Raw genomic sequence first — 23,978 nt, 5'->3', positions numbered from 1 at the left:
CGCGCCTGTACCCCGCGCCGCGATCCCGCCGAGGCCCGGCGTTCCCGTGTTCTTCTCCTGCTCTTCCCCGGTTGGCCGGGGTCGGCGATTGTGCCCGCACATCCTCAGTGTTACCGTTGGTAACACGACTTGATCTCCCCCTCCTCCCCCGGAGGGTCCGACAAAGGATGTAAGCGCATGAGTGAGGCCACCGCGCCCGCCTTCAGCCTGGAACCGAGCGAGGACGTTCGCGAGGTCCGGGACTGGACCCACGGGTTCGCCGCCGACGTCATCCGCCCCGCCGCCGCCGAATGGGACGAGCGGGAGGAGACCCCCTGGCCGATCATCCAGGAGGCCGCCAAGATCGGCCTCTACTCCCTCGACTTCTTCGCCAACCAGTGGCTGGAGCCGAGCGGACTGGGCATCCCGGTCGCCTTCGAGGAGCTCTACTGGGGTGACCCGGGCATCGCGCTGGCCATCACCGGCACCGGCCTGGCCGCCGTCTCCGTCGCCGCCAACGGCACCCAGGAACAGCTCTTCGAGTGGACGCCGCAGATGTTCGGCACCGCCGACGACATCAAGCTCGCCGCGTTCTGCTCCTCCGAGCCCAACGCCGGCAGCGACGTCTCCGCCATCAAGACCCGCGCCGTCTACGACGCCGTCAAGGACGAGTGGGTCCTCAACGGCACCAAGACCTGGGCCACCAACGGCGGCATCGCCGACATCCACGTGGTCGTCGCCTCCGTCGACCCCGAACTGGGCTCGCGCGGCCAGGCCACCTTCATCGTCCCGCCGAACACCCCCGGCCTGAGCCAGGGCCAGAAGTTCGCCAAGCACGGCATCCGCGCCTCCCACACCGCCGAGGTCGTCCTCGACGACGTGCGCGTCCCCGGCGCCTGCCTGCTGGGCGGCAAGGAGAAGCTCGACGAGCGCATCGCCCGCGCCCGCGAGGGGCAGCGCTCCAAGGGCCAGGCCGCCATGAAGACCTTCGAGGCCTCCCGCCCCACCGTCGGCGCCATGGCCGTGGGCTGTGCCCGTGCCGCCTACGAGTACGCCCTGGAGTACTCCACCCAGCGCGAGCAGTTCGGCAGGCCGATCGGCGACAACCAGGGCGTGGCCTTCCTCCTCGCCGAGATGGCCACCCGCATCGACGCCGCCCGCCTGCTGGTGTGGCGCGCCGCCTGGATGGCCCGCAACGGCAAGGACTTCGACCACGCGCAGGGCTCCATGAGCAAGCTCTACGCCAGCGAGACCGCCACCTTCGTGACCCAGAACGCGGTGCGCATCCTCGGTGGCAACGGCTACACGAGGGAATACCCCGTGGAGCGTTGGCACCGCGACGCGACGATCTTCACGATCTTCGAGGGCGCCAGCGAGATCCAGAAGCTCATCATCGGCCGCACCATCACCGGACTCCCCATCCGCTGACGGAACGCGGGAAGGCGGTGCGCCCGGGGCCGGGCGGCCCGAGCCGCCCTTCGTGACCGGCCCGGCGGGGCGCTCCGACGGGGACCTGCGGTCCCCGGCCCCGCCCGGGTCGCACGACCACGGGGCGGGTGCGGCGGGTTTCCCCGTCGCCGCACCCGCCCCACGGCTATTCCGGGGCCGTTCCCGCACCGCCCCGTATCGGTCCGCACTGGTCCCGCAGTCTCCCCGTCGGCGTCCCCACCCTCGTCCCGGGGCCGTTCCCGCATCCTCCCCGCGGTCGTTGCCGCCCCCGCCCCACGGCCGTCCGGCCCTCCGCGGCCGCACGCCCCCGCGGCCGTCCCGGCGTGTTCCCGCAGGCGTTCCCGTGCGGGACCTTCGCCGCTTCGTGCCCGCGGCGCGGATGTGCCAGGATTCCGGGTATGCCCGGCACCCCACCCCCCGCCGACCCGCGCCCCGCCTCCGCTCTGGCCGTTCTGAGCGCGCTTCTGGACCGCTCCCTCGTGCAGATCGAGGACGCCACCGCCGACGCCCGGTTCCACGACCGCGAGACCGTCCGCACCACCGCGGACGTCTGGGACAACAACACCCACGCCCTCTTCGTCTCCGCGCTGGGCCGCACCCGCCGGGCCCGGGACCGGCGCGCCCGCCGGGCCCTGCGGTGGATGGCCGACCTCGGACCCGCGCGCCGGGCCTGGATGGCCGCGGGCGCCGCCGAGGCCGGGTATGACATCGAGGCGCTGCTGCCGCCCGCGCGGGAGGCCTCCGGCGACGCGGGTGCCGCGGCCGTCCCGGTGACCGGCGGCGTCACCGAAGAGCTGGCCGCCGAACACCGCCTGGACACCGCCACGGTCAGCACCCTGTCGGTGGAGCGCCGGGGCACCCGGCTGACCGCCAGGGTCGCCCTCGCGGCGGAGCGCACCCGCCCGGACCCGGCGGCAGAAGGGGCGGGGGAGGGCGAGGGTGCGGTCGAACTGGTCGTGCACCTGCCCGAGGTGGACGAGGTCCGCTTCGACACCCGCGACACCCCCGGTGCCCGCCTCTCCTGCGACCACTACGGGGTCACGGTGTCCTTCGGCGACGGGATGCTGCGCGGTCCCGCCGCCACGCTGGAGGTCCGCGAGGCCTTCGGGGGGATGCGCCTGCCGCCGGCCCGGCCGAGCCGGTCGCCCCAGCCCGAGCCCCCTCCCGAGCCCGCCCGAAGACGCGACCGGGACCGCGACGCGGGCCCCCTCACCGGGGAGGTCCACGGGCCCGCCGCCCGGGCCCTGCGCAACCTGCTCATCTGGACCATGGTCGAGATCCGCTCGTCCAGCCGCGACCCCCAGTGGACCAGGACTCCGGTGTCCGCCCTGTGCCGGGCCCTGAGCGGGGCGGGGACGGACATCGCCGCGGCCGCCGGGCACTTCACCCAGGGGCGGCGCGAACACGCCTTCCGCGAGCTGGCCCTGCTCTGGGTCCGCCGCGGCGGAGCGGAGACGGCCGCCCACTTCGTCCGGGCGCTGGACCGGGTGTTCCAGACCTCCGGCGTCGACGAACTACAGGAGGCCCGGCGGCTCGCCCGCGAACTGAACGGGCAGAACGGTCAGGACGGCCGGAACGGGAAGGACGTCCGGAACGGGCAGGACGGAGAGCAAGGGCGGGACGGCGCCTCGGCGCCGCGCACCGCCCCGAGGCGGGGGCCCGTGGACGTGCCCTCCGCCGCCGCCCTGCGCCTGGTCTCCTACACCGCCGAGCGGCCGTGGGAGGGAGGCACCCTGGGCTCCGACATCACCGTCCACCTGGCGGCCCCCGCCGACCCCGCCGATCCGGGGGAGCCCTGGCGGCTGCGGATCCTCCACGCGCACACGCCCGACCGGGTGCGGGTGTCCACCCCGGCGTTCCGCGGGACCCTGCGGCCCCGCACCATCGACGACCACGACGGCCGGGCCACCCTGGTCGCCGCGGACGGCGCCCTGGAGGTCCGGGGCAGCTGGCGCTGACCGGCGCGCCCGCCGCCGGGCCCCGGGCCCTGCCCGACGTGGGGAACACTCGGCGTCGGCCGGGGGGAGGCCGTCGAACGGAGGATCCTCGCCGCGGCCCGGTCCGTGCGGCCGTGCCCGGAGCCCCTGCGCGCGATGGCTCTTGCGGCCCGGCCCGTTGGGGGAGCCGGGGCGGGCGGCTGCCGTGTTTGGTCGGCCCCGGCCCCCTCCGGGTTCAGGGACGGGGGGCGAGCAGCCGGTGCGCCGCGTCCGCGACCGCCTCCTCCGCCCGGGCCGGGACCGTCCCGGCCTCCGCCAGGTGGCGGCGCACCAGGGCCAGGGGCAGATCCACGATCGCCGTCCGCACCCGCTCCAGGGCGGCGGCGGCCGGTTCCCCGGGGTCGCGCAGCCGCTCGGCGACCTCCACGACCGCCGTTCCCAGCCGGGCGTTCCCCCGGTCCCTCCGCTCCCGCTCGGCGGGCGGCCAGCGCTCCGCCTCGAAGTCGGCGTCCGAGTACAGCAGGACACGCGCCCGCTCCGGGGAGCTCCGGCACCAGGCGGGCACGTGCCGGGCCGCGCCGACGGCCGCCGCCAGCGCGTCCTCCGAGGCCAGGGCCTCAAGGAACCCCTCCTGGAAGTCGGCCAGCGCGCCCAGCCGCACGGCCGCCAGCAGCGCGGGCCGCCCCGGGAACCGGTGGTAGACCGAACCGCTGGGCGCACCCGCCTCCCGGGCCACGGCCGCCATGGCCACCGCCGCGGGCCCGCCCCGGGCCGCCAGCGCGGTGGCGGCGGCCACGAGGGTGTCGGAATCGAAGCGCGCGGGTCTTCCCATAGGGGCGACTGTATGATGGACTGGGTTTTAGAGAGAACCCTCTAAAACGATGGGAGTGCACCCCGATGCGCGTCCACAACCTGCACCGGCGCCACCTCGCGGCGTCCCCCGACCGGGTCGGTGCCCTGGTCGACGGGCTGGCCTCACCCGGCGACGCCCTCTGGCCCGCCGACCACTGGCCCGCCATGCGGCTGGACCGGCCCCTGGGGATCGGCGCCGCCGGCGGGCACGGCCCCGTCCGCTACACCGTCACCGACCACACGCCGGGGCGGCACGTGCGGTTCCGCTTCTCGGCCCCGCGCGGGTTCGACGGGTTCCACGAGTTCACCGTCGAACCCGGCGACGGCGGCACCGTGCTGCGCCACCTGCTGGCCATCCGGGCGCACGGCCCGGCCCTGCTCACCTGGCCCCTGGTGTTCCGGCCGCTGCACGACGCCCTGCTGGAGGACTGTCTGGACCGCGCCGAGCGCACCCTCACCGGCACCGTCCGCGCCCCCGCCCGGTGGAGCCCGTACGTCCGGCTGCTGCGCGCGGTGGCCGTACGCGCGGCCGCCGCGCGGGTGGGCCGGCGGCGCCGTAATCCCCTGGGCGCCGGGGCGACCCGTCCCTAAAATGGACGGCGGCGCGCCATCCACCCCCCTCAGGAGACCCGTGTCCCACCTGCCTCTGCTGTTCCTGGACGTCGACGGCCCCCTCAACCCGTTCCGTGCCTCGGGTCAGCGGCCCGACGGATACACCACCCACCACCTGCGCCCCCTGGGCTGGGCGGACACCCCCAAACCCCTGCGCGTGTGGCTGCGGCCCGACCACGGCGAACGCCTGCTCGCCCTGCCCTACACCCTGGTGTGGGCCACCACCTGGGAGTACGACGCCAACACGATGATCGGCCCCGTCATCGGCCTGCCCGAACTGCCGGTGGTGGAACTGCCGCACTGGTCCGAGGCCACCGGCGGGCTGTGCTTCAAGACCACCACCCTGGTCGAGTACGCCGACGGACGGCCCTTCGCCTGGGTCGACGACATGATCACCGACCACGACGTCGACTGGGTGCACCGCCACCACCCGTCCGCGGCCCTGCTGCACCGGGTGGACCCCCGGATCGGGCTGCTCGACGCCGACTTCCGGCAGCTGGACGAGTGGCCGCCCGCCCGCCTGGCCGCCGCCCTCCCCGAAGACGACTGACCCGGCGGGGCCGCTCTTTCGGCGGATGGACGAGTGGTCCCGCCCGTCTGGCCGCCGCCTTCCCCGAGGAGGGCGGACCCGGCGGGGCCGTCGGTGCGCTCTGCGGCGTGGGCCGGCCGTCGCCTTCTTCCTTCACGATGTGGGAACCGGTGGCCATGCTCCCGGGGATGAGTCCGTACTCCGCGGCCGCGCCCGCCCGGAACACGGGGCCTTCACTGTTCCCGACTGTTCCCGGAGCGGCGGTACCGCGGAATGGCCGGGGGCGTCCTGGCGGCGGGAAACGTCCCACCTCTACCCTGGGGTGATGCACGCCACCACGGGCAACGACGCCCCCACCATCACCATCCCCACCACGCACAACGGCCCCGACGGCTCCGGCAACGGCGGCTACAGCGCCGGACTCCTGGCCGCCCGCCTGACCGACGTCGGCGGCCCGGCCGTGCAGGTCACCCTGCGGGTCCCGCCGCCCCTGGGCCGTCCGCTGGCCGTCGAGGCGGAGCCCGGCGTGCCGCTGCGGCTCATCGACCCCGAGGCCGCCGACGCCAAGGCCCGGCTCATCGCCGAGGCCGAGACCGTCGCCGCCCCCGACGCCCCGGCGGTCCCCGGCGGGTTCGTGGACCCGGCCGCGGCCAAGGAGGCCGAGGGCCGGTTCGCGGGCCTGGACCTGCACCCCTTCCCCCGCTGCTATAGCTGCGGACCCGAACGCGCCGAGGGCGAGGGCCTGCGCCTGTTCGCCGGCCGGGTCCGTGCCGGTCAGGGCGCCGACGGGGTCGGCAACACCGTCGCCTGCACCTGGACGCCGCACCCCGCCCTGGACGACGGCACCGGCGTCGTCGGCCTGCCCGACGTGTGGGCCGCCCTGGACTGCCCCGGCGGCTGGTCCAGCGACGTGTCCGGCCGTCCCGCCGTCCTGGGCCGCATCACCGTTCAGACCCTGCGCGCACCCCGGGTCGGCGCCGAGCACGTGATCGTCGGATACCTGGACTCCGTCGAGGGCCGCAAGATCCGCACCGGCAGCGCCCTGTACGACGCCGACGGGCAGGTCCTCGCCCAGGCGTGGGCCACCTGGATCGCCCTGCGCGGCTGAGCCGGGTCGCGCCGGGGCCGGGCAGCGCGGACCCTGCGGCCCTCGTCGGCCCCGCCGGACCGCACGGCCCCGGCGGGGTCGCACGGCCCCGGGTTCCCGCCGGCCCGTACGGCCCCGGGCCCTCGCGGGACCGTCCCCGGCCCGGGCACCGGACCCCCGCACAACCTCTAAGCTCAAACGTTGTGGCCTACCAAGACCTGCGGCGGATCCCGATGACCGACAGCGACGACATCCCCGGCACGGCGCCCGTGGCGGACACCCTTCCCGCGCCCCGCCCCCGCGGCGGCCGGGGGAGCGGACGCGGGCGCGACCCCGAACGCCGCCGCGCCATCCTCGACGCCGCCGACCGGGTCATCCAGCGCGACGGCCCCGACGCCTCCATGCTCGCCATCGCCGCCGAGGCCGGGATCAGCAAACCCATCCTCTACCGGCACTTCGGTGACAAGAGCGGCCTGTACCGCGCGCTCGCCTCCCGCCACGTCGACCCCCTCATCGAGCGGATCCGCGACGAGCTGCACCAGCACGCCGAGTTCGAGGTGCGCGCCCGGGCCACCGTCGGCGCCTACCTGTCGATGATCTCCCAGAACCTCAACCTCTACCGCTTCCTCATGGACCGGGCCACCTCCGAGGACCAGCGCACCCGCAGCGACCTGGGCATGATGGTGCGCCGCATGGGCGAGGAACTGGCCGAGCTCATGGTCGGTGAGGGCCGCATCACCGGACGGTTGCGCGCCCAGATCACCGCGCACGCCGTCGTCGGCATGGTGCAGGCGGCGGGGGAGTGGTGGCTGGAGCACCCCGAGGTCGGCGAGGAGGAGATCATCGACCACCTCACCGCGGCGGTGGTCGGCGCCGTCCAGGGCAGCGCCGACCCGGCCTGACGTCCCGGATTTCGTGCCTTCCGAGGGCTCGGGCCGCCCTGTTCGAGGGGCGTGGACGGGGCCGTTAGCGGACCCGGTTCGGGAATCTCCCTTGACCTGGAGTGCACTCCAGGTCCCATGCTTTTCCCATGAAGGACTACTACACCCCCGGTGAGATCGCCGAGCGCTTCGACCTCACCCTCGACACGCTGCGCTACTACGAGAAGGCCGGGCTGCTGCGCCGGGTGGACCGGGCGCCCAGCGGCCACCGCCGCTACCGCACCGACGACGTGGAACTCCTCCACCTCATCCGCTGCCTGCGCGACACCGACATGCCCATCGCCCGCCTGCGCGAGTTCGCCGAACTCGTGCGTTCGGGGGACCACACCATCCCCGAACGCCTGGAGGTGCTCCAGGAGCACAAGAACCGGCTCGACGCCCGCATCGCCGAACTCGTCGACCGGCAGGGCGCCATCGAGCACAAGATCGACTACTACCTCGGCGTGCTCTCCGAGCGGGCCGTCGAGACCGCGCACACCCTCAAGGACGGCAACTGATGCGCCACACCGAGATCGGCGGGCGCAAGGTCAGCGCCCTGTGCCTGGGCGCCATGAAGTTCGGCAGCCAGACCGACGACGCCACGTCCGCGGCCCTGCTGGACCGGTTCATGGAGGCGGGCGGCACGTTCATCGACACCGCCGACTGCTACCAGTACTGGGTCGACGGCTTCGAGGGGTACGAGAGCGAGACCTTCCTGGGCCGCTGGCGGCGCGAGCGCGGCATCACCGACGAGGTCGTCATCGCCACCAAGGTCGGCGCCCTGCCCACCGTTCGCGGCGGCGGCCCCGAATCCTGGGAGGGACTGTCCGCCGACGCCGTCACCACCGCCGTCGAACGCAGCCGGCGGCTGCTGGGCGTGGACCGCATCGACCTGCTGTACACCCACAAGGAGGACCCGGACACGCCGCTGGAGGAGACGATGGCGGCCCTGTCCCGGCTCGTCGACGAGGGCAGGGTCGCGCAGCTGGGCATGAGCAACCACCGCACCTGGCGGCTGGAGCGAGCCCGGGCCGCGGCCCGGGCGCACGGGCACCGGGTGACCGCGCTCCAGTACCGGTACAGCTACCTCCAGCCCCGCCACGAGGTACAGCTGGAGTCCCTGGGGTTCACGCACGTCACCCCGGAACTGCTGGACTACGTGGACGCCGAGAACGCCGCCGGGCGCGACCTGGCCCTGATGGTGTACACCCCGCTGCTCGGCGGGGCCTACGCCCGGCCCGAACGCGCCGCCGACCTGGGGCCCGCCTACGACCACCCGGGCACCCGCAACCGGCTGGCCGCGCTCGACGAGGTCGCCCGCCAGACCGGCGCGACCCGCAACCAGGTGGTGCTGTCCTGGCTCATCGGCGGCGGGACCGTCCCCGTGATCGGGGTCAGCGGGACCGGGCAGCTCGACGAGGCGGTGGAGGCCGCCGACCTCGAACTCACCGCGGAGCAGCGCGAGGCCCTCGACGCCGCCCACTGACCGCGGCGCCGACCATGGAACCGCCCGGGCCCGTCCCGACGCACCGGGACGCGGCCGAACCCGCCGCTGTGCGGCCGAGTGTGCCGGGGTACGGCGGAACGGACGGCGGTGTGACGGGGCACGTCGGGGCACAGTGGAACGGACGGCGGTAGGGCCGAACGGACCGGGGCACGACCGAGCGTGTCGCGGCACGGCCGGAAGCGGACACGCGCCGCCGCCGAGTGCCGCGGTCGAGCCGCACCGCACCCGGATCCGGCGAGGTAGGACCAGGTCGGGCCAGGTGGGAGCGGCGACCCGGGGGTGACCGGAGACCCCCGGGACACGAGTGACGCCTGAGCAACCGCGGAACCGCGTCGTGCACATGTTCGCGAACACGGTTTTTACCGGCGTTTGACCGGATACCTTCCCTAGAGGCGGCGGTCGGATCCCACCGCCCAGGCGACCCGCGGGGAGGGGCACTTGCCCGACAGCACGTACCACCAGATCCACTTCGCCTGGGCCGAACCCACCCTGCTGGGGCGCGTCGGACCCGGGCCCGCCGCCTCCTCCTACACCGAGGCCGAACGCATCACCCTGCGCGCGTGGCGCAACCGCCTCCAGCCGGCCCTCACGGTCGACTACCGGGTGTGCTTGCCCGACCCGGCCGACCACCCCGAGACCCTGTGGGCGCGCGCCTACGACGACGGTCAGGCCGCGCTCGTCTACCGCTGGCCGGGGGATATCGGGTCCGCGCACGCCTGGGCCATCGTCGGCCCGGCCGAGGGGCTCACGCTGCCGCGCGTGCTGAGCCTGCACGAGAACCCCAACACCCGGCCGCACCGCACCCGCCCGCCCAAGCCGGGCTGGGAGGCGATGCCCGAGCTGGGAACGCCCGAACCCTGGGAGCGGTCGGCGGCGCCGGGCGCGGTGCGCGCCCGCGACCGCCGCGCGGCCGACCTCGCCGGCCCGGGCGGGGAGGAACTGCTGGCGCTGGGGGTCGCCGCGGCCCTGGAGCGGCCCGACCTGCCGGTGCGGGTGTTCCTGGACCCGGGGCGGGCGGACCTGTGGAACGCGGTGCAGCTGCGCTTCCTGTGGGGGCTGCACCGGAGCCTGTACGAGGTGCTGAGCCCGCGCGGGACGACGCCGGCGCCGGGCTGGGACTGGTCGCTGTCCACGTACGATCCGGTGCTGGAGGAGAGCGGGCAGCACATCGTCTTCGGGCCGCCGACACCTGCGGCGGGGCCGCTGCTGCGGATGCCGGGGGCGGAGTTCCGCGGGGTGGCCGAACGCCTGGTGGGCGTGCTGCGCGAGGAGGGCGGGGACGCGCTCGCGGGCCACCTCGCGGAGCGGGGGGTCCCGGACGCGCCGACCTTCGGGGAGCGCCGCGACCTCCTCGCCGACTGGCTCGACCCCCGCCCCTCGGCACCCCGCGCCGCCCGCCCGGCCGCTCCGGAGCCCGCCGCCGACCGGGTGTCCGCGGGCACGGCCGGTGGCGTGGGCGCCGCTGGGGACACCGCCGCCGACAGCGCCCAGACCGCCCCGCCGGAACCTTCTCGGGACGCACCCGCACGGCCGGTCGCCGCCGCCCGCCTCCGCCGCTTCATCACCGAAGCCACCCCCGGCCCCACACCCCCCGATGCCCCCGGCGGTCACACACGCCGCACAGACGCCGCCCCTACCGCCGACCGAAACCCCGAAGCCCCCACCCACCCCACTGATCCCGAGGACCACGTCGGTCACACGCGCCGCACAGGTACCGCCGCCCCGGCCGACTCCGCCGAAGGCCAGTTGGAGACCGGTGACGATCTGCCAGCGGCCGAGCCCTTCCCCGGGGACCCCACCGGCCCCGCCCGCCACGACGCCGAAGGCGCGGCGGAGGCGGATGACGACCTGCCGGTGGCCGAAGCCTTGCCGGTGGACCTCGGTGACCCCACCGGCCACCCGCGTCCCGCGGCCACCGAGGCTCCCAGCGGTCCCGCGCGTCTCACGGACGCCGCGGCTCCGGCCGACTCTGCCGCCGACCGGAACCCCGGCGACTCCACCCGCCCCGCTGACCTCGCGGATGCCAGCGCTCGCACGCGCTTCACGGATACCGCCCAAACCGACTCTGCGGGTGACCAGCGCTCGGGCAGCCCTACCGGCGCCATGGATCCCGTCGGTCACGCGGATACCGCGGGCCCGGTCACCCCTCCCGGTGACCGGAACCCCGGCGACCCCACGGATTCGGCAGCCCCCATCGGTTCCGCCGACCCTGGCGACCCCACCCACCCCACCGGGCGCGCGGAGCCCACCCACCTCAGTGACCCCAGCGGCGCGGGTGCCCCCACGGACCCCATGGGTCCCACCAGTGTCGGGGTCCCCACGGACTCCGTCCATCCCGGCGATGCCATGGGTGGCAGGGCGGCGGATTCCCACATCACCGGCGGCAGCGGTGGAGGCGGCCCCACCGACCCCCGGAGTTCCGCCGACTCCACGGGCGGCGACGGTTCGGCTTTCCGTTCTGACGGCGGCACTGGCGCGATCGACCCCAGCGGTGGCGGGGAACCCGTCGGTGCTGGGGATGATCTGCCGCGGGCCGAGCCCTTCCCGGCGGACCCCACCGGCTTCGGCCGTCGGGACGGCGAAGGGGCGGAGGAGGCGGAGGACGACCTGCCGGTGGCTGAACCGCTCCCCGCGAGCTCGGACACGTCGGTCGGGGCCCGGCCTGTTCGTTCTGTCGCCGGTGGGGACCCCTCGGAGGACGACCTACCGGTGGCCGAGCGGCTCCCCGTGGGCTCGGGTGTGCCCGTCGAGGACCCCGCGGACGACGACCTGCCCGAGGCCGAATCGCTTCCCGGGGACACCGGGGGCGGCTCCGCTCCCCCCTCCCCTCCTTTCCCGGACGCCTCCCGGGCCAGAGACCTCCCCGCCCGGGCCTGGGCGGTCCAGGAGGCCGCCGCCGAAGCCGCCTCCTCGCTGCCCGAGGTCGAACCGCCCGGCACCGATGAGACCGGCCCACAGGCTCCTCCCGAACCCGCGGTCCCCAGCGGCCGGGCCGCCGTGGAGCCGCCGGAGACCGAACCAGAGGAACCCCTGTGGCCCGGCGCCCCCACCGCCGGGGACGGCGAGGACCCCGACGAGGCGCTGTGGCCGTCCGCGGCCGCCCACGACCCCGACGACCGGCAGCGCCCCCGCATCTTCGACGCCCCCGAACCCCGCAGGCCGCGCATCGCCCCCGCCGCCGACCCCGAACCCCCGCGGGAGGAGGAGCCCCCCGCCCGGCGTTCCCCCTCGCCCATCCGCACCGGCCTCTTCCGCAAGCGGACCACCCGCCGTGACACCCCCGTCGGCGGCACCCCCCGCGCCGCGGAGCCGGACCCGCCGCGTTCCGACGGCCGGGTGCGCGCGCTCGCCGAGGGCGCCTTCGGCGGCCGCCCCACCCGGTCGACCCCCCAGCCGCCCGACCCCGAGGAGTTCCCGCCCGCCGCCGAACGCACCCCCGACGAGGCGCCGCCCCTCTTCTCCGACCCCGACTCCGACCCGGAACCCACCGCCGCCCCCGACTACGCCGCCGAGACCGCCCCCGAACCCTCCGAGCACGTCGACCCCGGCGACAACTGGCCCACCCAGTACGCCGACCTCCCCCTGGCCCGCCTGGAGCGCTGGCTCACCAAGTACGGCCCCGAGGAGGCCCGCGTCGACCTCGTCGACGCCCGCGCCGCCGTGCGCGCCGAACGCTCCGAGCTCCAGCGGGTACGCGACGAACGCGACCACTACCACGCCGAACTCCAGGACTCCCGCCGCGAGGTCGCCCGCCTGGACCGTTCCTGGATCGACCGCGAGGACGATGAGGAACTCCGCGCCACCGGGCCCCGGCGGCGCCGCTGGCCCGCCAGGGTCCTGGTGGTGCTGCTCCTGTTCGCCTTCCTCGCCACCGGTCTGGAGGCCGGGGCCCGCTTCGGCGTCGGCGCCCTCGACCTCCTCGGCCCGCTCACCGGTGCCCCCTGGTGGCCGCGCTGATCCCGGCCGGAGGCCTGCCCGCGTTCGGCCCCGGCCCCGATGAGCCGCGGGCCGGCGGCCCGTCCGGATCGGCGGGCTCCGCCGCGTCCGTCACCGCGCCCCGTCCGACCACGGCGGGCCTCCCGCCTCCCGCCTCCTGTCCCGCGGCCGGACCCGGCTCCGACTGTGACCTTCCGCGGTGTTGCGCCGCCCGCACCGGGAGCGGCGCGGCGGGGTGACGCCCGCTCCTAACCTGGAGGGATGACAGGAACACCGCCGGTCCCCGCCGCCCTCCCGCAGCCGCTGCTGGAGGCCGTCCACGCCCTTCCCCTGCCCGAGCACCGGCGCGCCGCCCTCGCCGCGGCGACGGACGCGCACCTCCTCCTCGACGCGGCCGTGGACCTGGGCGACACCGACCCCGACGGCGCCCGCGCCCTGCTGGACGCCCTGCGCGCCCACGCCCCGCAGGAGGCGCACCGCCAGTACGCCACCCACGCCCTGGCCGCCCTCCTGCGCCGCCGGGGCGACGCGGACACGGCCGACCGGCTCATCACCGACCTCCTCGACTCCGGCCGCCTGGACCGGGTCCTCGCCCTCCTCCTCGCCGAGGAGTTCGCCGCCGACGGCGCCCTCGAACGCGCCCTGAACTGCTACAACATCGCCTGTCGCAGCATCCTGTCCGGCCCGGCCGAGACCGTCGCCGACCTCAACCGCATCGGCCTGCTGCCCCTCCTGGGTCGGGCCGCGGTCCGCGAACGCCTCGGCCTCACCCCCGACGGCCACGACCTGGCCGCCCGCGAGGCCGACCGCCACCTGCCGGACGCGGCCGCCGAACTCCGTCGCCTGGCGGGTGACCCCGCCGCCCCGGACCTGCCCTTCCCGGAGACCTTCCCCGAGGGTTTCCCAGAGGCCTTCTCCGGCGGCTCCGGCGGGTTCCCCGAGGACACCGGTGCCGCCCGCTCCATCCCGGAGACCGTGCGCGAGAACCACGCCTTCTTCCCCCACCCCGCCCTGGACGAAGCCCGCGAACGCGGCCTGCTGCCCGCCGCCGATGCCGCCGCAACAGCCGCCTCCGGTGCCGACGCCGCCGACCCGGCCGCCCACCACCACACCATCGAGCGCACCCTGCGCGCCCAGGCCCGCGGCTTCCCCGACGTCCACCTGGGCACGATCGCGGTCACCCCGGCCGAGGTCGCGGACTTCGCCGCCGAACACGGCCTCGACCCTGCCGACCCGGGCACCCTGCGCGCCTGGGTCTCGGCCGTCCCGGCCCCGGACTCCCCACAGGTCGCGCCCTGGCCGCCCGAGCGCAACCAGCCCTGCTGGTGCGGTTCCGGCCGCAAGTACAAGAAGTGCTGCGGTTCCGCCTCCCTGCGCTGACCCCTCCCTCCCGGGGCCCGGGCCGACCCGGGCCCCGGGGGCCGCCGCCCAAGTTCGCGCGCAATCCCGGAACCCGGAGCCCGGCCCGGGGCCAGAGGGCTGCCGCCCGCGTTCGTGTGTAATCCCGGAACCCCCTCGGAACCCCGGAACCCGGAGCCCGGCCCGGGCATCGAACCGTCGTCCCACCGCGACGACCCGGAAATGAGGTGGCGCCCGTGTTCGGAATCCTGCGCCCCTGCCGCCACACCCTGCCCGACGGACTGGCCGACGAGTGGATGGCCCACATGTGCGGGCTGTGCCTGGCCCTGCGGGACGACCACGGCCAGGCCTCCCGGATCGCCACCAACTACGACGGCCTCGTCATCTCCGTCCTCACCGCCGCCCAGGCCCCCGAACAGGCCGGGACCCGGCAGGCCGGGCGCTGCCCGCTGCGCGGCATGCGCGGGGCACGGGCCGCCGACGGCGCGGGCGCCCACCTGGCCGCTGCGGTGTCCCTGATGCTGGCCTCCGCCAAGATCACCGACCACATCGAGGACGGCGACGGCCTCTACGCCCGCCGCGGGGTGCGCGCCCTGGCGGGCCGGGTGGCCGAACGCTGGCGGCGCGGCGCCACCGCCTCGGGCGACGGGCTGGGCCTGGACGGCTCCGCCCTCCTCGCGGTCATCGACCGCCAGCGCGAACTCGAACTCTCGGCCGGGCCCGGTACCGACGTCCTCACCGTCACCGCCCCCACCGAGGCGGCCACCGGCGAGGCGTTCGCGCACACGGCGGTCCTGGCGGGCCGCCCGGCCAACGCCGAACCGCTGCGCGAGGCGGGGCGCCTCTTCGGCCGCATCGCCCACCTGCTCGACGCCGTCGAGGATCTGGAGGAGGACCGGGAGCGCGGCGCCTGGAACCCGCTCACCGCCACCGGCACCGGCCTGGACCGGGCCCGCGAACTGTGCGACGGCGCGGTGCTGGGCGTTCGGCTGGCCCTGGCGGAGACCGGTTTCACCGACGACCGCCTGGTCCGCGCCCTGCTGGTGCGCGAGCTCGGGCGTTCCGTCGACCGCACCTTCTCCCAGGCGGGGCACTACCCGCCCGGCCACGGTCACGGTCACCCGCACGGTCACCCGGACCACGACCACAGGCGCCGCCGCGGCAACGGGGGCGCTTCCAGCGGCGGATACGACTCACCCTCGTTCGGCGCAGGTGACCACGGCGCCCACGGTGGCCACAGCGGTCACAACGACGGCAATGGCGGCAACGACAAGGGCGGCGGCTGCTGCGAGACCTGCGCCTGCGACACCCCGAAACTGCACCACCCGCCCCGCAGCCGGGGCCCCATCGCGGGCTGCGCGGTGGCACTGTTCATGTGCGCCACCTGCCAGCCCTGCTGCCGCGACCCCCACCCGGGCCCCTGGTCGGGCAAGCGGCGCGAGGCCTGGTGCAACGGGTGCGACTGCTGCCCGGACTGCAATTGCAACTGGGACTGTGACTGCTGCTGTTGCTGCGATTGACCGCCCGCGCCGCAACACCGGCCTCCGCCGGAGCACCGGCCCCGCCGGGACGTCAGCGCACACCGGTGCGTCGGCGAGGGCCGGAACACCGGCGCACATCACAACACCGGCCTCCGCCGGAGCACCGGCCCCGCCGGGACATCAGCGCACACCGGGGCGTCCGCGGGGGGCCACAACACCAACGGCCTTAACACCGACGGTCGTCCCCCACTGAAGCACGCCCCGGGCGGACGGGGGAGACCGGAGCGTTCGTGCCCGTCATCCTTGACGGGCACGAGCCTTGTCGGCCGCCTGCCGCGCCGCCGTCGCGACCTCCGCGTTCGGATGCAGGCGGCCCAGCGCCTCCAGCACCGGCAGGGCCGCCGGGTGGTCGACCCGCCACACTCGCTCCTTCCCGGAGAGGAGGACCTCGCCCAGGGCGTCCGGCTCCTCCCCGGCCCCGGGGCCGAGCAGTTCCCCGAAGTGCTCCTCACCCAGGGCGAGCAGCCCGGACACCGTGTCGATCGTCCACCAGGGGCCGTACTCGGTGAGCAGGTGCAGGTGTTCCTCGGGGGAGGTCCCGGGCAGGGTCATCAGGGCCCCGGCCGCCAGCCCGGCCACCTCGGAGATCCCGGACCGGAGCAGGGTGCGCAGCTCCGGCGCGGCCGCGTCGCCCACCGAGGTCAGCACCGACACCCCGATGGTGCGGCGCAGCGCCCCCAGCGGCCCGGGGTCCGTGGCGGCCGCCGCGATCTCCCGGACGGCCTCGGCGGCGGTCCGCCCGGCCAGCCACGGCGCGATCTCCGCGTCGTGCCACCGCAGGGGGAGTGTGCTCAGCCGGTCGAGGAAACCGGCGGTCCCGTTGGCGGGGGACCCGTCCCCGAGGCCCCCGATACCGAAGTCCCCGTTCCCGGAGACCCCGTCCCCGAAGCCCTCGACGGCGGCGGCCGCCTCGGAACGCGGCGCGGGCACCGCGCCCGCAGAACCCGCGGAGACCGACCCCCCGCACGCTGCGTCCTCGGGGAACAGCAGCCGGGCTCCGTGGCGCCCCAGCTCGGTGAGCACCACCGCACCCCCCACCGGCTCGGTCGACGTCGTCTCCTGGGCCCCGGGCCACAGCGGCAGGGGCGAGCGCCCGCGGCCGAGCCGGTGCGGGACCAGCAGCCCGGCGGGGGAGGCCCCGACCAGCCGGACCGCCCCGGCCCGGGCCAGCCGCACCACACCGGCGTACATCGCCTCGACCACCGCGGCGCGGGCCGACGGCTCCGGCTCCGACGGGTACCGGCCGCGGCGCAGGAGCCGCGCCTCGTCGACCAGCTCCATCAGCGGGACCGCGGTGCCCTCGGGCACCTCCCGCAGAACGCGCAGGGCCGTCGGCAGCACCTCGTTGCCGTCGACCTCCCGGCCGGGGATCTCGTCGCCCTCGACGGCCGACAGGAACAGGGCCTCCCACACGGCCAGGAGCCCGTCGGGGTCCGCGTCCACGAACCCGGTGGAGGGGCGTGCGATCCCGGACTCCACCTCGATGAGCTCCAGCTCCACCGCCGCACGCCACAGCGCGGCGAACTCGGGCAGGTCCCGGGCGTCGCCCAGCCGCCGCAGCTGTTCGGCGCGGTCGGCGGCGGCCGCCTCGGTGAGCGCGGGCCACAGCCCCAGCTCCGCCACCGCGGCGCGCACGTCGTCGGCGCCGAGCGTCCCGGCCGAGGTCAGCGGTGTGCCGGGGGAGACCCATCGGGCCAGGTCCAGCAGGTCACGCAGGGGAACGGTCCGCGCCGCGGCCTCGATCGGCCCGGCCTCCCCGGGCAGCGCGAACGCGGCGCGGCCGCCCATGCCCCACCCCGACATCGGCAGGGACTCCTCCAGGCCGCCGTACCCGCGCTCGAACACCACGGCCCGTGCCGCACAGTCCCCGACGCCTTCGTTTGCGTCCCCGGCGGGTTCCACCACCTCGGACCGCCCGCCCTCCGGGACGACCCGCGACGGGACCGGCCGCCCGCCGTCCGTACCCGAGCACACCATGTCCGCCCCCCGTTCTCGTCGCACCGTCCGCGACGAACACTTCACCGCCTGCAACGATCACCGTTCTATCGTCCACAGGCCCGCGGCGTGGGCGGTTTCGTGCAATCAGAACGCACTTCCCGCAACGGCCCGCCCCTATCCCGCCCCCACCCCCGAAAACAACCCGCCCCCACCCCTGCCCCCGGGCCGAAACCCCCTCCCGCCGCCCCCGGCCCACCCGCCGGGTGACAGCCGAGATCCCACCCACCGGACGTCCGAATCCCCACCCCACCCCCGCCGCGCCCGGAGTTGTCCACAGCCCGGACGAATCCCCGGCACGCCGACCGCCGCGGCCCTACCGTGCGGAATATGAACCCCGAAGGATCCTCGAACCGACCCGACACCCCGACCCTCGTGCCCCTCCTGGCCGCCGTGGCCGCGGTCGGCCTGCCCACCTCCGATCTCGCCGCGCTCCGACGCGACCCCGACCGCGCAGGGCACCTCCTCCTGGAGGCCGCCGAACGATGCGCGCAGGCCGGGCACCGCGACCGCTCCCGGCACCTCCTCGAAGCGCTCCGGTCCCACCCGCCCGACCCGGAGTCCGCCCGGTACGCCACCGCGCTCCTCGTCGCCCTGCACCGTGAGGGAGGCGAGCCGGCCCGGTCCGCCGAGCTCCTCCGCGCCCTCCTGGACGACCCCCGCCTCTCCCCTGGCCCGGCCCTGCTGATCGCCGGAGAGCTCAAGGAACTCGGCTCCGACGATGCGGCGCTGCGCTGCTACAACCTCGCCGCCCGCCACCTGCTCGCCCGCCCCGCCGAGGAGGTCGACGACCTCCACCCCGTCGAACTGGCGGCCCTGTGCGGCCGCGCCGAAATGCGCGAACGCCTCGGCCTGCCCGAGGACGACCACGACCACATCGCCCGCACCGCCATCGAAGCCCTGCTCGACGTCCTCGCCGAAGACGATTCCGCTTCCTTCCACGTCCGACCGGTCTTCCCCCGCGATTCCCTCCCCGAGGCGGTACGCCTGGGCCTGCTCCCCGCCGACACGACCGAGACCGACCACTGCACCGCGGTCGAACGCATCCTCCGCGAAGCGGAGCGCACCGACCCCGACGCCCGGCTCTTCACGGTCCTCGTCGACACCGACGAGATCGCGGCCTTCGCACGCGGCCACCCGGACCTGACCGGCGACGACCTCCTCAAAACCTGGGTCGACGAAGCCCTCCCCGCCGATTCCCCACGCCCCTCACCCTGGCCGCCCGGCCGCAACGAACCCTGCTGGTGCGGCTCCACCCGCAAGTACAAGAAGTGCTGCGGCACCCCTCAACGCCGCAAAGAGAGGTGAAGAGTGTCATCCGAGGTTTCTTCCCACCGCGCACGAGGGGCGGGCGCCGGTCCCGATCGGGCCGGGGCGGCGATGCGCGGACCGTCTTCGCCGAAACGGCCGTCCACGACGGGGCATCGCCGCTACCGTCGGAGCCATGAGCAACGGACCCCTTCCCGCCTCGTTCCACGGTGTGATCGCCCCGCCTCTGTGGGAGACGATCCGGGGGTTGGACCTGCCCGAGGAGTTCCTGGCCGACCTGCGGGAGTTCCCCGCCGAAGCCGCGGAGAACCTCCTCGACATGGCGGAGTACCTGGCCCACTCCGATCGGCCGGACCTGTCCCGCCGCCTCCTGGAGGCGGTCCGCGCCCATCCCCCCACCCGGGAGAGCGGCCAGTACGCCGCCTTCTCGCTGTCCGAACGGTTCCGGAAGGAAGGCGATACCGAGCAGGCCGACACGCTCGCCGCTACCCTGGCCGACGACCCGGCGCTCACCCCCGGCCCCGCACACATGCTCGCCGAACTGTTCGAGGAGACGGGCGACCTCGAACGCGCGCTGCGCTGCTTCAACATCGCCTGCCGCGACGCGCTCGCCCGCCCCGCCGAAGACCTGGCGCCCCAGAACATGCTGGACTCGATGGTCCTCCGGGGACGCGCCCGAGTGCGTCGGCTGCTGGGCCTGTCCGAGGACGACCACGACCGGGCCGCCCAAGCCTCCCCCGATGACATCTCCGGGCTGTTGGACCCGTTCGGAGAGCCCGATGACGAGGACCTCGACGACGACACCCTCCTGCGGGTCGAAGGCGTCCGTCCGGTCTTCTCCCGCGCCTGCCTGCACCGCGCCCGTGAGCTGGGACTGGTCGACGCCGACACCTCCGACACCGAGCACTGCACGAACGCCGAACGCGAACTCCGCGAGGTCAGGCGTACCCGCCCCGACGTCCTCCTCGCCACGGTCCTCGTCGACGCCGATGAGATCGCGGCCTTCGCCCGGCGACACCCGGACCTGACCGGCACCGACCTGATGGAGGCCTGGACGGAGCAGGTCCTCCCCGCCGACTCCGCGCGCCCGTCACCCTGGCCGCCCGGCCGCAACGAACCCTGCTGGTGCGGCTCCGCCCGCAAGTACAAGAAGTGCTGCGGCTCCCCGAACCTTCGTTGATCCGCCCACCCTGACCCGCCTGTCCGGCCCGGGAGCCGTCCCCGGTCGAGCTCGGCCGCGAACCGCCGCCTGCGCCGGTGCCCGGTCCGCGCCCCTCGTTCCCCACGGCCCCCACGGCGTGTCCAGCCGGAGACCGGGGTGTGGGAGGTGCCACCGCCACCGGGCCGCCGGCGACGCGCCCTACCCGGTCCGTTCCGTCGAAGGCCCCCGTCACACCCGGGGGGACCCACCCGTCGCCTCCGGTTCACCTTCACCTTCACCAGGAGCGGGTACCATCCGCCGGACCACCACCCCCAGGACCTGTTCCCCCGGGCAGGGCCCGTGGGAGCGGGAGTCCGAACTCAGCACGTTGTCGCCCAGCAGCGCCACATGCCCCGGCGGGCACGTCCCCCGGAGGCCGACCTCCACCGGGTACCGGTCGCCGCCCACGGCCACCACCCGCTTGATGTACCACCCCCGGCCGGTGACCCTCCCGTCCAGCGGGGCCGCCCCTCGCCAACCGGTCACCGGGTCGGGCTCGCCCACGACCACCACATCGTCCGTCGCCAGGCCGGACAGGCCGCGGCGGACCAGCACCCGGTCTCCGGGCCGGTAGGTCGGTGCCATGCTCATCCCCCGCACGGTGACCACCACATAGCGGCGGTGCAGCCACCACGCCGCCGCCCCCAGGGCGGCGGGCACCAGCACCACCAGGCCCAGCACCACCAGACCAGGCACCGCACCCGGGATCACGCCATCACCTCGTCCGGTTCCGCGGGCGGGGCACCGGGTACCTCGCCGCCGGTGTACCCCTCGGCCTGGAGGGAGAACAACCGGGCGTACTCCCCGCCCCTGCCCATCAGCTCCCCGTGGTCGCCCCGCTCGGTGATCACCCCGTCCTGCAGCACCACGATCCGGTCCGCGCCGCGCACCGCACCCAGCCGGTGGGAGATCATCACCGTCGCGGCCCCCGCGCGCAGCGTCCGCAGCTGGTCCTGCAGCCTCCGCTCGGCCTCCGGGTCCAGCCCCGAGGTCGGTTCGTCCACGATCAGCAGGTCCCGTCCCCGCCGCATCATCGACCGGGCGATCGCGAGCTTCTGCCACTGGCCGCCGGACAGGGTCGTTCCCGACGCCGAGTCCTCCTCCCCGTCCTCCGACTGGTAGAAGACGCGGGAGAGCACCGTGTCGTACCCGTGCGGCATCTCCTCGATGAACCCGTCCGCCCCGGCCGTCCGCGCGGCCTCGCGGACCCGGCCGCCGTCGTCCCTGTCCTCCAGGGCCCCGAGCGCGATGTTCTCCCGCACGGGCAGTTCATACGACATGAAGTCCTGGAAGACCGCACTCATCCGGTTCCGCAGCGCCTCCAGGTTCACTTCGCGTATATCCGTCCCGTCCCACAGCACCCGGCCCCGGGTCGGGTCGTACATGCGGCACAGGATCTTGACCAGAGTGCTCTTGCCGGCGCCGTTGAGCCCCACCAGCGCCAGCGACCCCTTGGCGGGGATGGTCAGCGACACCCCCTTGAGCACCCACGGCCCGTCGTCGGTGTACCGGAACCACACGTCCTCCACCTCGATCCCCTCACGTAGTCGGGTGAGGGGACGCGGATCGGCCGGAACCGGAAGGTCCGAGGGGGTGGAGACCACGTCCTGGTAGTGGCCCATCAGCAGCAGGGCCTGGTAGGCGCCGGTCAGGCTCCCGACGATGCCGCCCAGGGACGACTGGACCCCAGCGACCGCCGCGATGAACGCCGACACGTCACCGATCGTGAACTCCCCGCGCAACGCGCCCGCCACCATCCACACCAGGCCTCCCGCGGACACCAGCGCGCCCAGCAGGGCCAGGGGCCCGTGGGTGAGGACCATTTTGCGGTCCAGGCGCTCCTCGGCCTCGTTGATCCGGAGCAGCTCACCGCGCATCCGCCCCAGCAGGAACCCCCCGGCGCTGAACAGGCGGGTCTCCTTGATCGCCGCCGGGTCCAGCATCAGCTGCTGGTAGAACAGCTGTCGGCGCATGCGCGGACTCATCCGCCACAGCATCCCGGCCCGCTCGCGGTCGAGCATCATCTGCACGAACAGCATCGGCAGGGCGGACACGACCGTGATCGCGGTGATCACGGGGCTGATGGTCAGGAGGATACCGAGGAAGCCCGTGATCGTCAGGGCCCAGCGCACGGTTCCGAACAGCGACCCGAGGATCTCCTCCGGAGCGGTGGTCGCCGACGTCTGCGCCATCCGCAACCGGTCCAGGAAAGCCGGGTCCTCGAACCGGCGCAGCCCCGCGATCCGGTTGACCGCGCCGTACAGGCGCTGCTGCACGAGCAGCGCCACCGCACGCTTCAGACGTGAGCTCAGGTAGGTCAGCACGTACTCGGACAACGCGGAGACCAGGGTGAACACCCCGAGGAAAACCACGAGCAGCAGGGGCGCCTCCACCAGCGGCCCGGGGACGCCCTCGGCCCCGTCACCGGTCTGGAGGATGTCCAGGAGCCACTTGGTGACGAGGGTGGCCCCGGCGGGCAGGACGCCGGCCACCACCGTCAGGGCGGAGTACAGGGCCAGCGACCAGGGGGCCGCCCGCCAGGCGATCTCCAGCGAGCGGAGGGCCCGCACACACGCGGTGCGCGGGCCCATCCCGTCCCGGGGGGCGGACTCGTGCGGGTCCGAGGACATCAGGCCTCCAGGAAGGCGGCCGCGACGCTCTTGACCTCCACGCCGGAGCGCACCACCACACCGTCGGCGTCGGCGAGGATGATGGCGGGGATGCCGCCGGGTGAGAACGCCAGGCCCACCTCGTCGCCGAGGCTCTGCATGACTATGGTGGTGTGCCCCTCCAGGACGGAGGTGTAGGCGTCCGCGTCGGCTTCGGGGTCCTCGTGCCCCACGAACGCGATGACCTGCTCGGGAGACAGGCCCGCGTCCTTCGCGAAGTCCACCAGGGGCTGGAGCTGCTTCTTGCAGCTGCCGCAGCTGGTGTCGAAGAACGCGTACACCGCCCGGTCGCCGAGCCGCTCCTTGGCGGAGATCTCGACCCCGTCCCTGGTCGTGGCGGTGAACTCCGGGACGGCCCGACCGGCCGGGACCTCCTCCAGGTCCGGGAACACGGGGAACGCCCCTCCCGGCCCCGGGTTCTCCGAGTGGCGCAGGCGGCGCACCAGCGCCAGGGTCAGCACCAGGTTGAACAGCGTGAGAGCGGTCAGGACCACGACCGCCGCGATGAGGATTCCCATCACGTTCTCCAGGTTCTATGCGTGGGGGAGGGGCGCGGACGGCGTGCCGCCCGCGCCGGGACTGAAGAGGTCGACGAGGTCGTCGAAGTAGAACGCCACCGCCGTGACCGCGACGGCGGCCGCCAGCGCCACGGCCGCCCCGCCCAGAGTCGGGAGCTCGGGCCCGAGCACGAGGGAGCACCCCAGGCCGGTGGCGGCGAGCACGGTCAGCGCGGCGTTGCGCCACACGTGCGGCCATCCCAGCGCGGATTCGGCCTTGCCGAAGCACGAGCACGTGACGGCCCTCTCCGCGCGCACGGAGTACAGGGCGAGCAGGGCGAACGCCGCGAACAGGACGGTGGCCGCGACCAGGGCCGGCACCCGCGCCCACGCCCCGGCCAGCAGGGTGACACCCACGAGCAGCTCGACCGCGACGTGTGTGTGGGAGGCGGCACGGGCGGGGAAGCGCGGAGAACGAAGGCGTTCGGCCAGGTCCTCCCAGGTCCGGAGGTTGGCCTCACCGCGGATCTTGGACAGCCCGGAGGTGAGGAGGATCCCGGCGGCCGCGGTCTGCAGGAAGAACGTGGTGAGTACGAGCAAGGGGGTCCGCTTCACAGGTCACGGGAGATCGGGGGGAGG

Annotated in this window: 19 protein-coding genes; 13 read left to right on the top strand and 6 right to left on the bottom strand. The window is 75.0% G+C overall.

Annotated features, from left to right (window positions below; all coding sequences use genetic code 11):
* The first annotated feature begins 177 nt into the window (after positions 1-177).
* A complete protein-coding gene (locus ACJOT3_RS17585; RefSeq protein ID WP_406973923.1) occupies positions 178-1,407 on the top strand; it encodes an acyl-CoA dehydrogenase family protein in 1,230 nt (409 codons plus the stop codon).
* A gap of 419 nt (positions 1,408-1,826) precedes the next feature.
* Complete coding sequence (locus tag ACJOT3_RS17580; RefSeq protein WP_406973922.1) at positions 1,827-3,386, top strand: hypothetical protein; 1,560 nt, start codon at positions 1,827-1,829, stop codon at positions 3,384-3,386.
* 214 nt (positions 3,387-3,600) lie between these two features.
* Here the strand turns inward: ACJOT3_RS17580 and ACJOT3_RS17575 are convergent, their stop codons facing one another.
* Positions 3,601-4,197 (bottom strand): TetR family transcriptional regulator, encoded by a 597-nt coding sequence (locus ACJOT3_RS17575; RefSeq protein ID WP_406973921.1) that lies wholly within the window; start codon positions 4,195-4,197, stop codon positions 3,601-3,603.
* Positions 4,198-4,262: 65 nt separating this feature from the next.
* Between ACJOT3_RS17575 and ACJOT3_RS17570 the strand changes: the two genes are divergently transcribed.
* From ACJOT3_RS17570 to ACJOT3_RS17530, 9 genes are all read left to right on the top strand, one after another.
* The gene (locus tag ACJOT3_RS17570; RefSeq protein WP_406973920.1) at positions 4,263-4,808 is read left to right on the top strand and encodes an SRPBCC family protein; all 546 of its coding nucleotides are present in this window, start codon (positions 4,263-4,265) and stop codon (positions 4,806-4,808) included.
* 40 nt (positions 4,809-4,848) lie between these two features.
* Positions 4,849-5,379, top strand: a complete 531-nt coding sequence (locus ACJOT3_RS17565) for an HAD domain-containing protein (RefSeq protein ID WP_406973919.1) — start codon at positions 4,849-4,851, stop codon at positions 5,377-5,379.
* Between the two features lie 304 nt (positions 5,380-5,683).
* Entirely contained in the window at positions 5,684-6,466 is a 783-nt protein-coding gene (locus tag ACJOT3_RS17560) for a hypothetical protein (RefSeq protein WP_406973918.1), read from the top strand.
* Between the two features lie 212 nt (positions 6,467-6,678).
* Positions 6,679-7,347 carry a TetR/AcrR family transcriptional regulator gene (locus ACJOT3_RS17555; RefSeq protein WP_406973931.1) on the top strand — a complete coding sequence of 223 codons (669 nt, stop codon included), beginning with the start codon at positions 6,679-6,681 and terminating at the stop codon, positions 7,345-7,347.
* Between the two features lie 128 nt (positions 7,348-7,475).
* Positions 7,476-7,883, top strand: coding sequence for a MerR family transcriptional regulator (locus ACJOT3_RS17550; RefSeq protein ID WP_406973917.1), 408 nt, complete (start codon positions 7,476-7,478; stop codon positions 7,881-7,883).
* On the top strand, positions 7,883-8,851 hold the full coding sequence (locus tag ACJOT3_RS17545) for an aldo/keto reductase (RefSeq protein ID WP_406973916.1): 969 nt from the start codon (positions 7,883-7,885) through the stop codon (positions 8,849-8,851). Before ACJOT3_RS17550 ends, ACJOT3_RS17545 begins: the two co-directional genes overlap by 1 nt.
* A gap of 459 nt (positions 8,852-9,310) precedes the next feature.
* Positions 9,311-12,829, top strand: coding sequence for a hypothetical protein (locus ACJOT3_RS17540; protein WP_406973915.1), 3,519 nt, complete (start codon positions 9,311-9,313; stop codon positions 12,827-12,829).
* Positions 12,830-13,069: 240 nt separating this feature from the next.
* Positions 13,070-14,188: an SEC-C metal-binding domain-containing protein gene (locus ACJOT3_RS17535; protein ID WP_406973914.1), complete on the top strand. Its 1,119-nt coding sequence runs from the start codon at positions 13,070-13,072 to the stop codon at positions 14,186-14,188.
* A gap of 215 nt (positions 14,189-14,403) precedes the next feature.
* A complete protein-coding gene (locus tag ACJOT3_RS17530; protein WP_406973913.1) occupies positions 14,404-15,687 on the top strand; it encodes a DUF5685 family protein in 1,284 nt (427 codons plus the stop codon).
* Positions 15,688-15,945: 258 nt separating this feature from the next.
* On the opposite strand, the gene ACJOT3_RS17525 is transcribed toward ACJOT3_RS17530, so the two are convergent.
* On the bottom strand, positions 15,946-17,556 hold the full coding sequence (locus ACJOT3_RS17525; protein WP_406973912.1) for a hypothetical protein: 1,611 nt from the start codon (positions 17,554-17,556) through the stop codon (positions 15,946-15,948).
* Between the two features lie 477 nt (positions 17,557-18,033).
* Between ACJOT3_RS17525 and ACJOT3_RS17520 the strand changes: the two genes are divergently transcribed.
* Together ACJOT3_RS17520 and ACJOT3_RS17515 are read left to right on the top strand one after the other, a co-directional pair.
* Positions 18,034-19,011, top strand: coding sequence for an SEC-C metal-binding domain-containing protein (locus ACJOT3_RS17520; RefSeq protein ID WP_406973911.1), 978 nt, complete (start codon positions 18,034-18,036; stop codon positions 19,009-19,011).
* A 136-nt stretch (positions 19,012-19,147) separates the two neighbouring features.
* Positions 19,148-20,152 (top strand): SEC-C metal-binding domain-containing protein, encoded by a 1,005-nt coding sequence (locus tag ACJOT3_RS17515; RefSeq protein WP_406973910.1) that lies wholly within the window; start codon positions 19,148-19,150, stop codon positions 20,150-20,152.
* Positions 20,153-20,362: 210 nt separating this feature from the next.
* On the opposite strand, the gene ACJOT3_RS17510 is transcribed toward ACJOT3_RS17515, so the two are convergent.
* Genes ACJOT3_RS17510 through ACJOT3_RS17495 form a run of 4 tightly spaced genes read right to left on the bottom strand, consistent with a single transcriptional unit; the run spans position 20,363 to position 23,939 of the window.
* Positions 20,363-20,884, bottom strand: coding sequence for a S24/S26 family peptidase (locus ACJOT3_RS17510; RefSeq protein ID WP_406973909.1), 522 nt, complete (start codon positions 20,882-20,884; stop codon positions 20,363-20,365).
* Entirely contained in the window at positions 20,881-22,803 is a 1,923-nt protein-coding gene (locus ACJOT3_RS17505) for an ABC transporter ATP-binding protein (RefSeq protein ID WP_406973908.1), read from the bottom strand. The genes ACJOT3_RS17510 and ACJOT3_RS17505 overlap by 4 nt, the downstream gene beginning before the upstream one ends.
* Positions 22,803-23,360 carry a TlpA family protein disulfide reductase gene (locus tag ACJOT3_RS17500; protein ID WP_406973907.1) on the bottom strand — a complete coding sequence of 186 codons (558 nt, stop codon included), beginning with the start codon at positions 23,358-23,360 and terminating at the stop codon, positions 22,803-22,805. The genes ACJOT3_RS17505 and ACJOT3_RS17500 overlap by 1 nt, the downstream gene beginning before the upstream one ends.
* A 15-nt stretch (positions 23,361-23,375) precedes the next feature.
* The gene (locus ACJOT3_RS17495) at positions 23,376-23,939 is read right to left on the bottom strand and encodes a MauE/DoxX family redox-associated membrane protein (protein WP_406973906.1); all 564 of its coding nucleotides are present in this window, start codon (positions 23,937-23,939) and stop codon (positions 23,376-23,378) included.
* Between the last annotated feature and the right edge of the window lie 39 nt (positions 23,940-23,978).

The organism is Nocardiopsis protaetiae (genome assembly GCF_045446735.1).
Classification (GTDB): Bacteria; Actinomycetota; Actinomycetes; order Streptosporangiales; family Streptosporangiaceae; genus Nocardiopsis; species Nocardiopsis protaetiae.
The sequence above is the reverse complement of the archived record's forward strand: the minus strand, read 5'-3'. Positions and strand labels throughout refer to the sequence as shown.

Excerpts from the sequence above, each read along its gene's own strand:
- ACJOT3_RS17580 (WP_406973922.1), top strand. The coding sequence starts at position 1,827 with ATGCCCGGCACCCCACCCCCCGCCGACCCGCGCCCCGCCTCCGCTCTG.
- ACJOT3_RS17560 (WP_406973918.1), top strand. The coding sequence starts at position 5,684 with ATGCACGCCACCACGGGCAACGACGCCCCCACCATCACCATCCCCACC.
- ACJOT3_RS17505 (WP_406973908.1), bottom strand. The coding sequence starts at position 22,803 with ATGTCCTCGGACCCGCACGAGTCCGCCCCCCGGGACGGGATGGGCCCG.
- ACJOT3_RS17535 (WP_406973914.1), top strand. The coding sequence starts at position 13,070 with ATGACAGGAACACCGCCGGTCCCCGCCGCCCTCCCGCAGCCGCTGCTG.
- ACJOT3_RS17515 (WP_406973910.1), top strand. The coding sequence starts at position 19,148 with ATGAGCAACGGACCCCTTCCCGCCTCGTTCCACGGTGTGATCGCCCCG.
- ACJOT3_RS17570 (WP_406973920.1), top strand. The coding sequence starts at position 4,263 with ATGCGCGTCCACAACCTGCACCGGCGCCACCTCGCGGCGTCCCCCGAC.
- ACJOT3_RS17545 (WP_406973916.1), top strand. The coding sequence starts at position 7,883 with ATGCGCCACACCGAGATCGGCGGGCGCAAGGTCAGCGCCCTGTGCCTG.
- ACJOT3_RS17555 (WP_406973931.1), top strand. The coding sequence starts at position 6,679 with ATGACCGACAGCGACGACATCCCCGGCACGGCGCCCGTGGCGGACACC.
- ACJOT3_RS17550 (WP_406973917.1), top strand. The coding sequence starts at position 7,476 with ATGAAGGACTACTACACCCCCGGTGAGATCGCCGAGCGCTTCGACCTC.
- ACJOT3_RS17575 (WP_406973921.1), bottom strand. The coding sequence starts at position 4,197 with ATGGGAAGACCCGCGCGCTTCGATTCCGACACCCTCGTGGCCGCCGCC.
- ACJOT3_RS17500 (WP_406973907.1), bottom strand. The coding sequence starts at position 23,360 with ATGGGAATCCTCATCGCGGCGGTCGTGGTCCTGACCGCTCTCACGCTG.
- ACJOT3_RS17585 (WP_406973923.1), top strand. The coding sequence starts at position 178 with ATGAGTGAGGCCACCGCGCCCGCCTTCAGCCTGGAACCGAGCGAGGAC.
- ACJOT3_RS17520 (WP_406973911.1), top strand. The coding sequence starts at position 18,034 with ATGAACCCCGAAGGATCCTCGAACCGACCCGACACCCCGACCCTCGTG.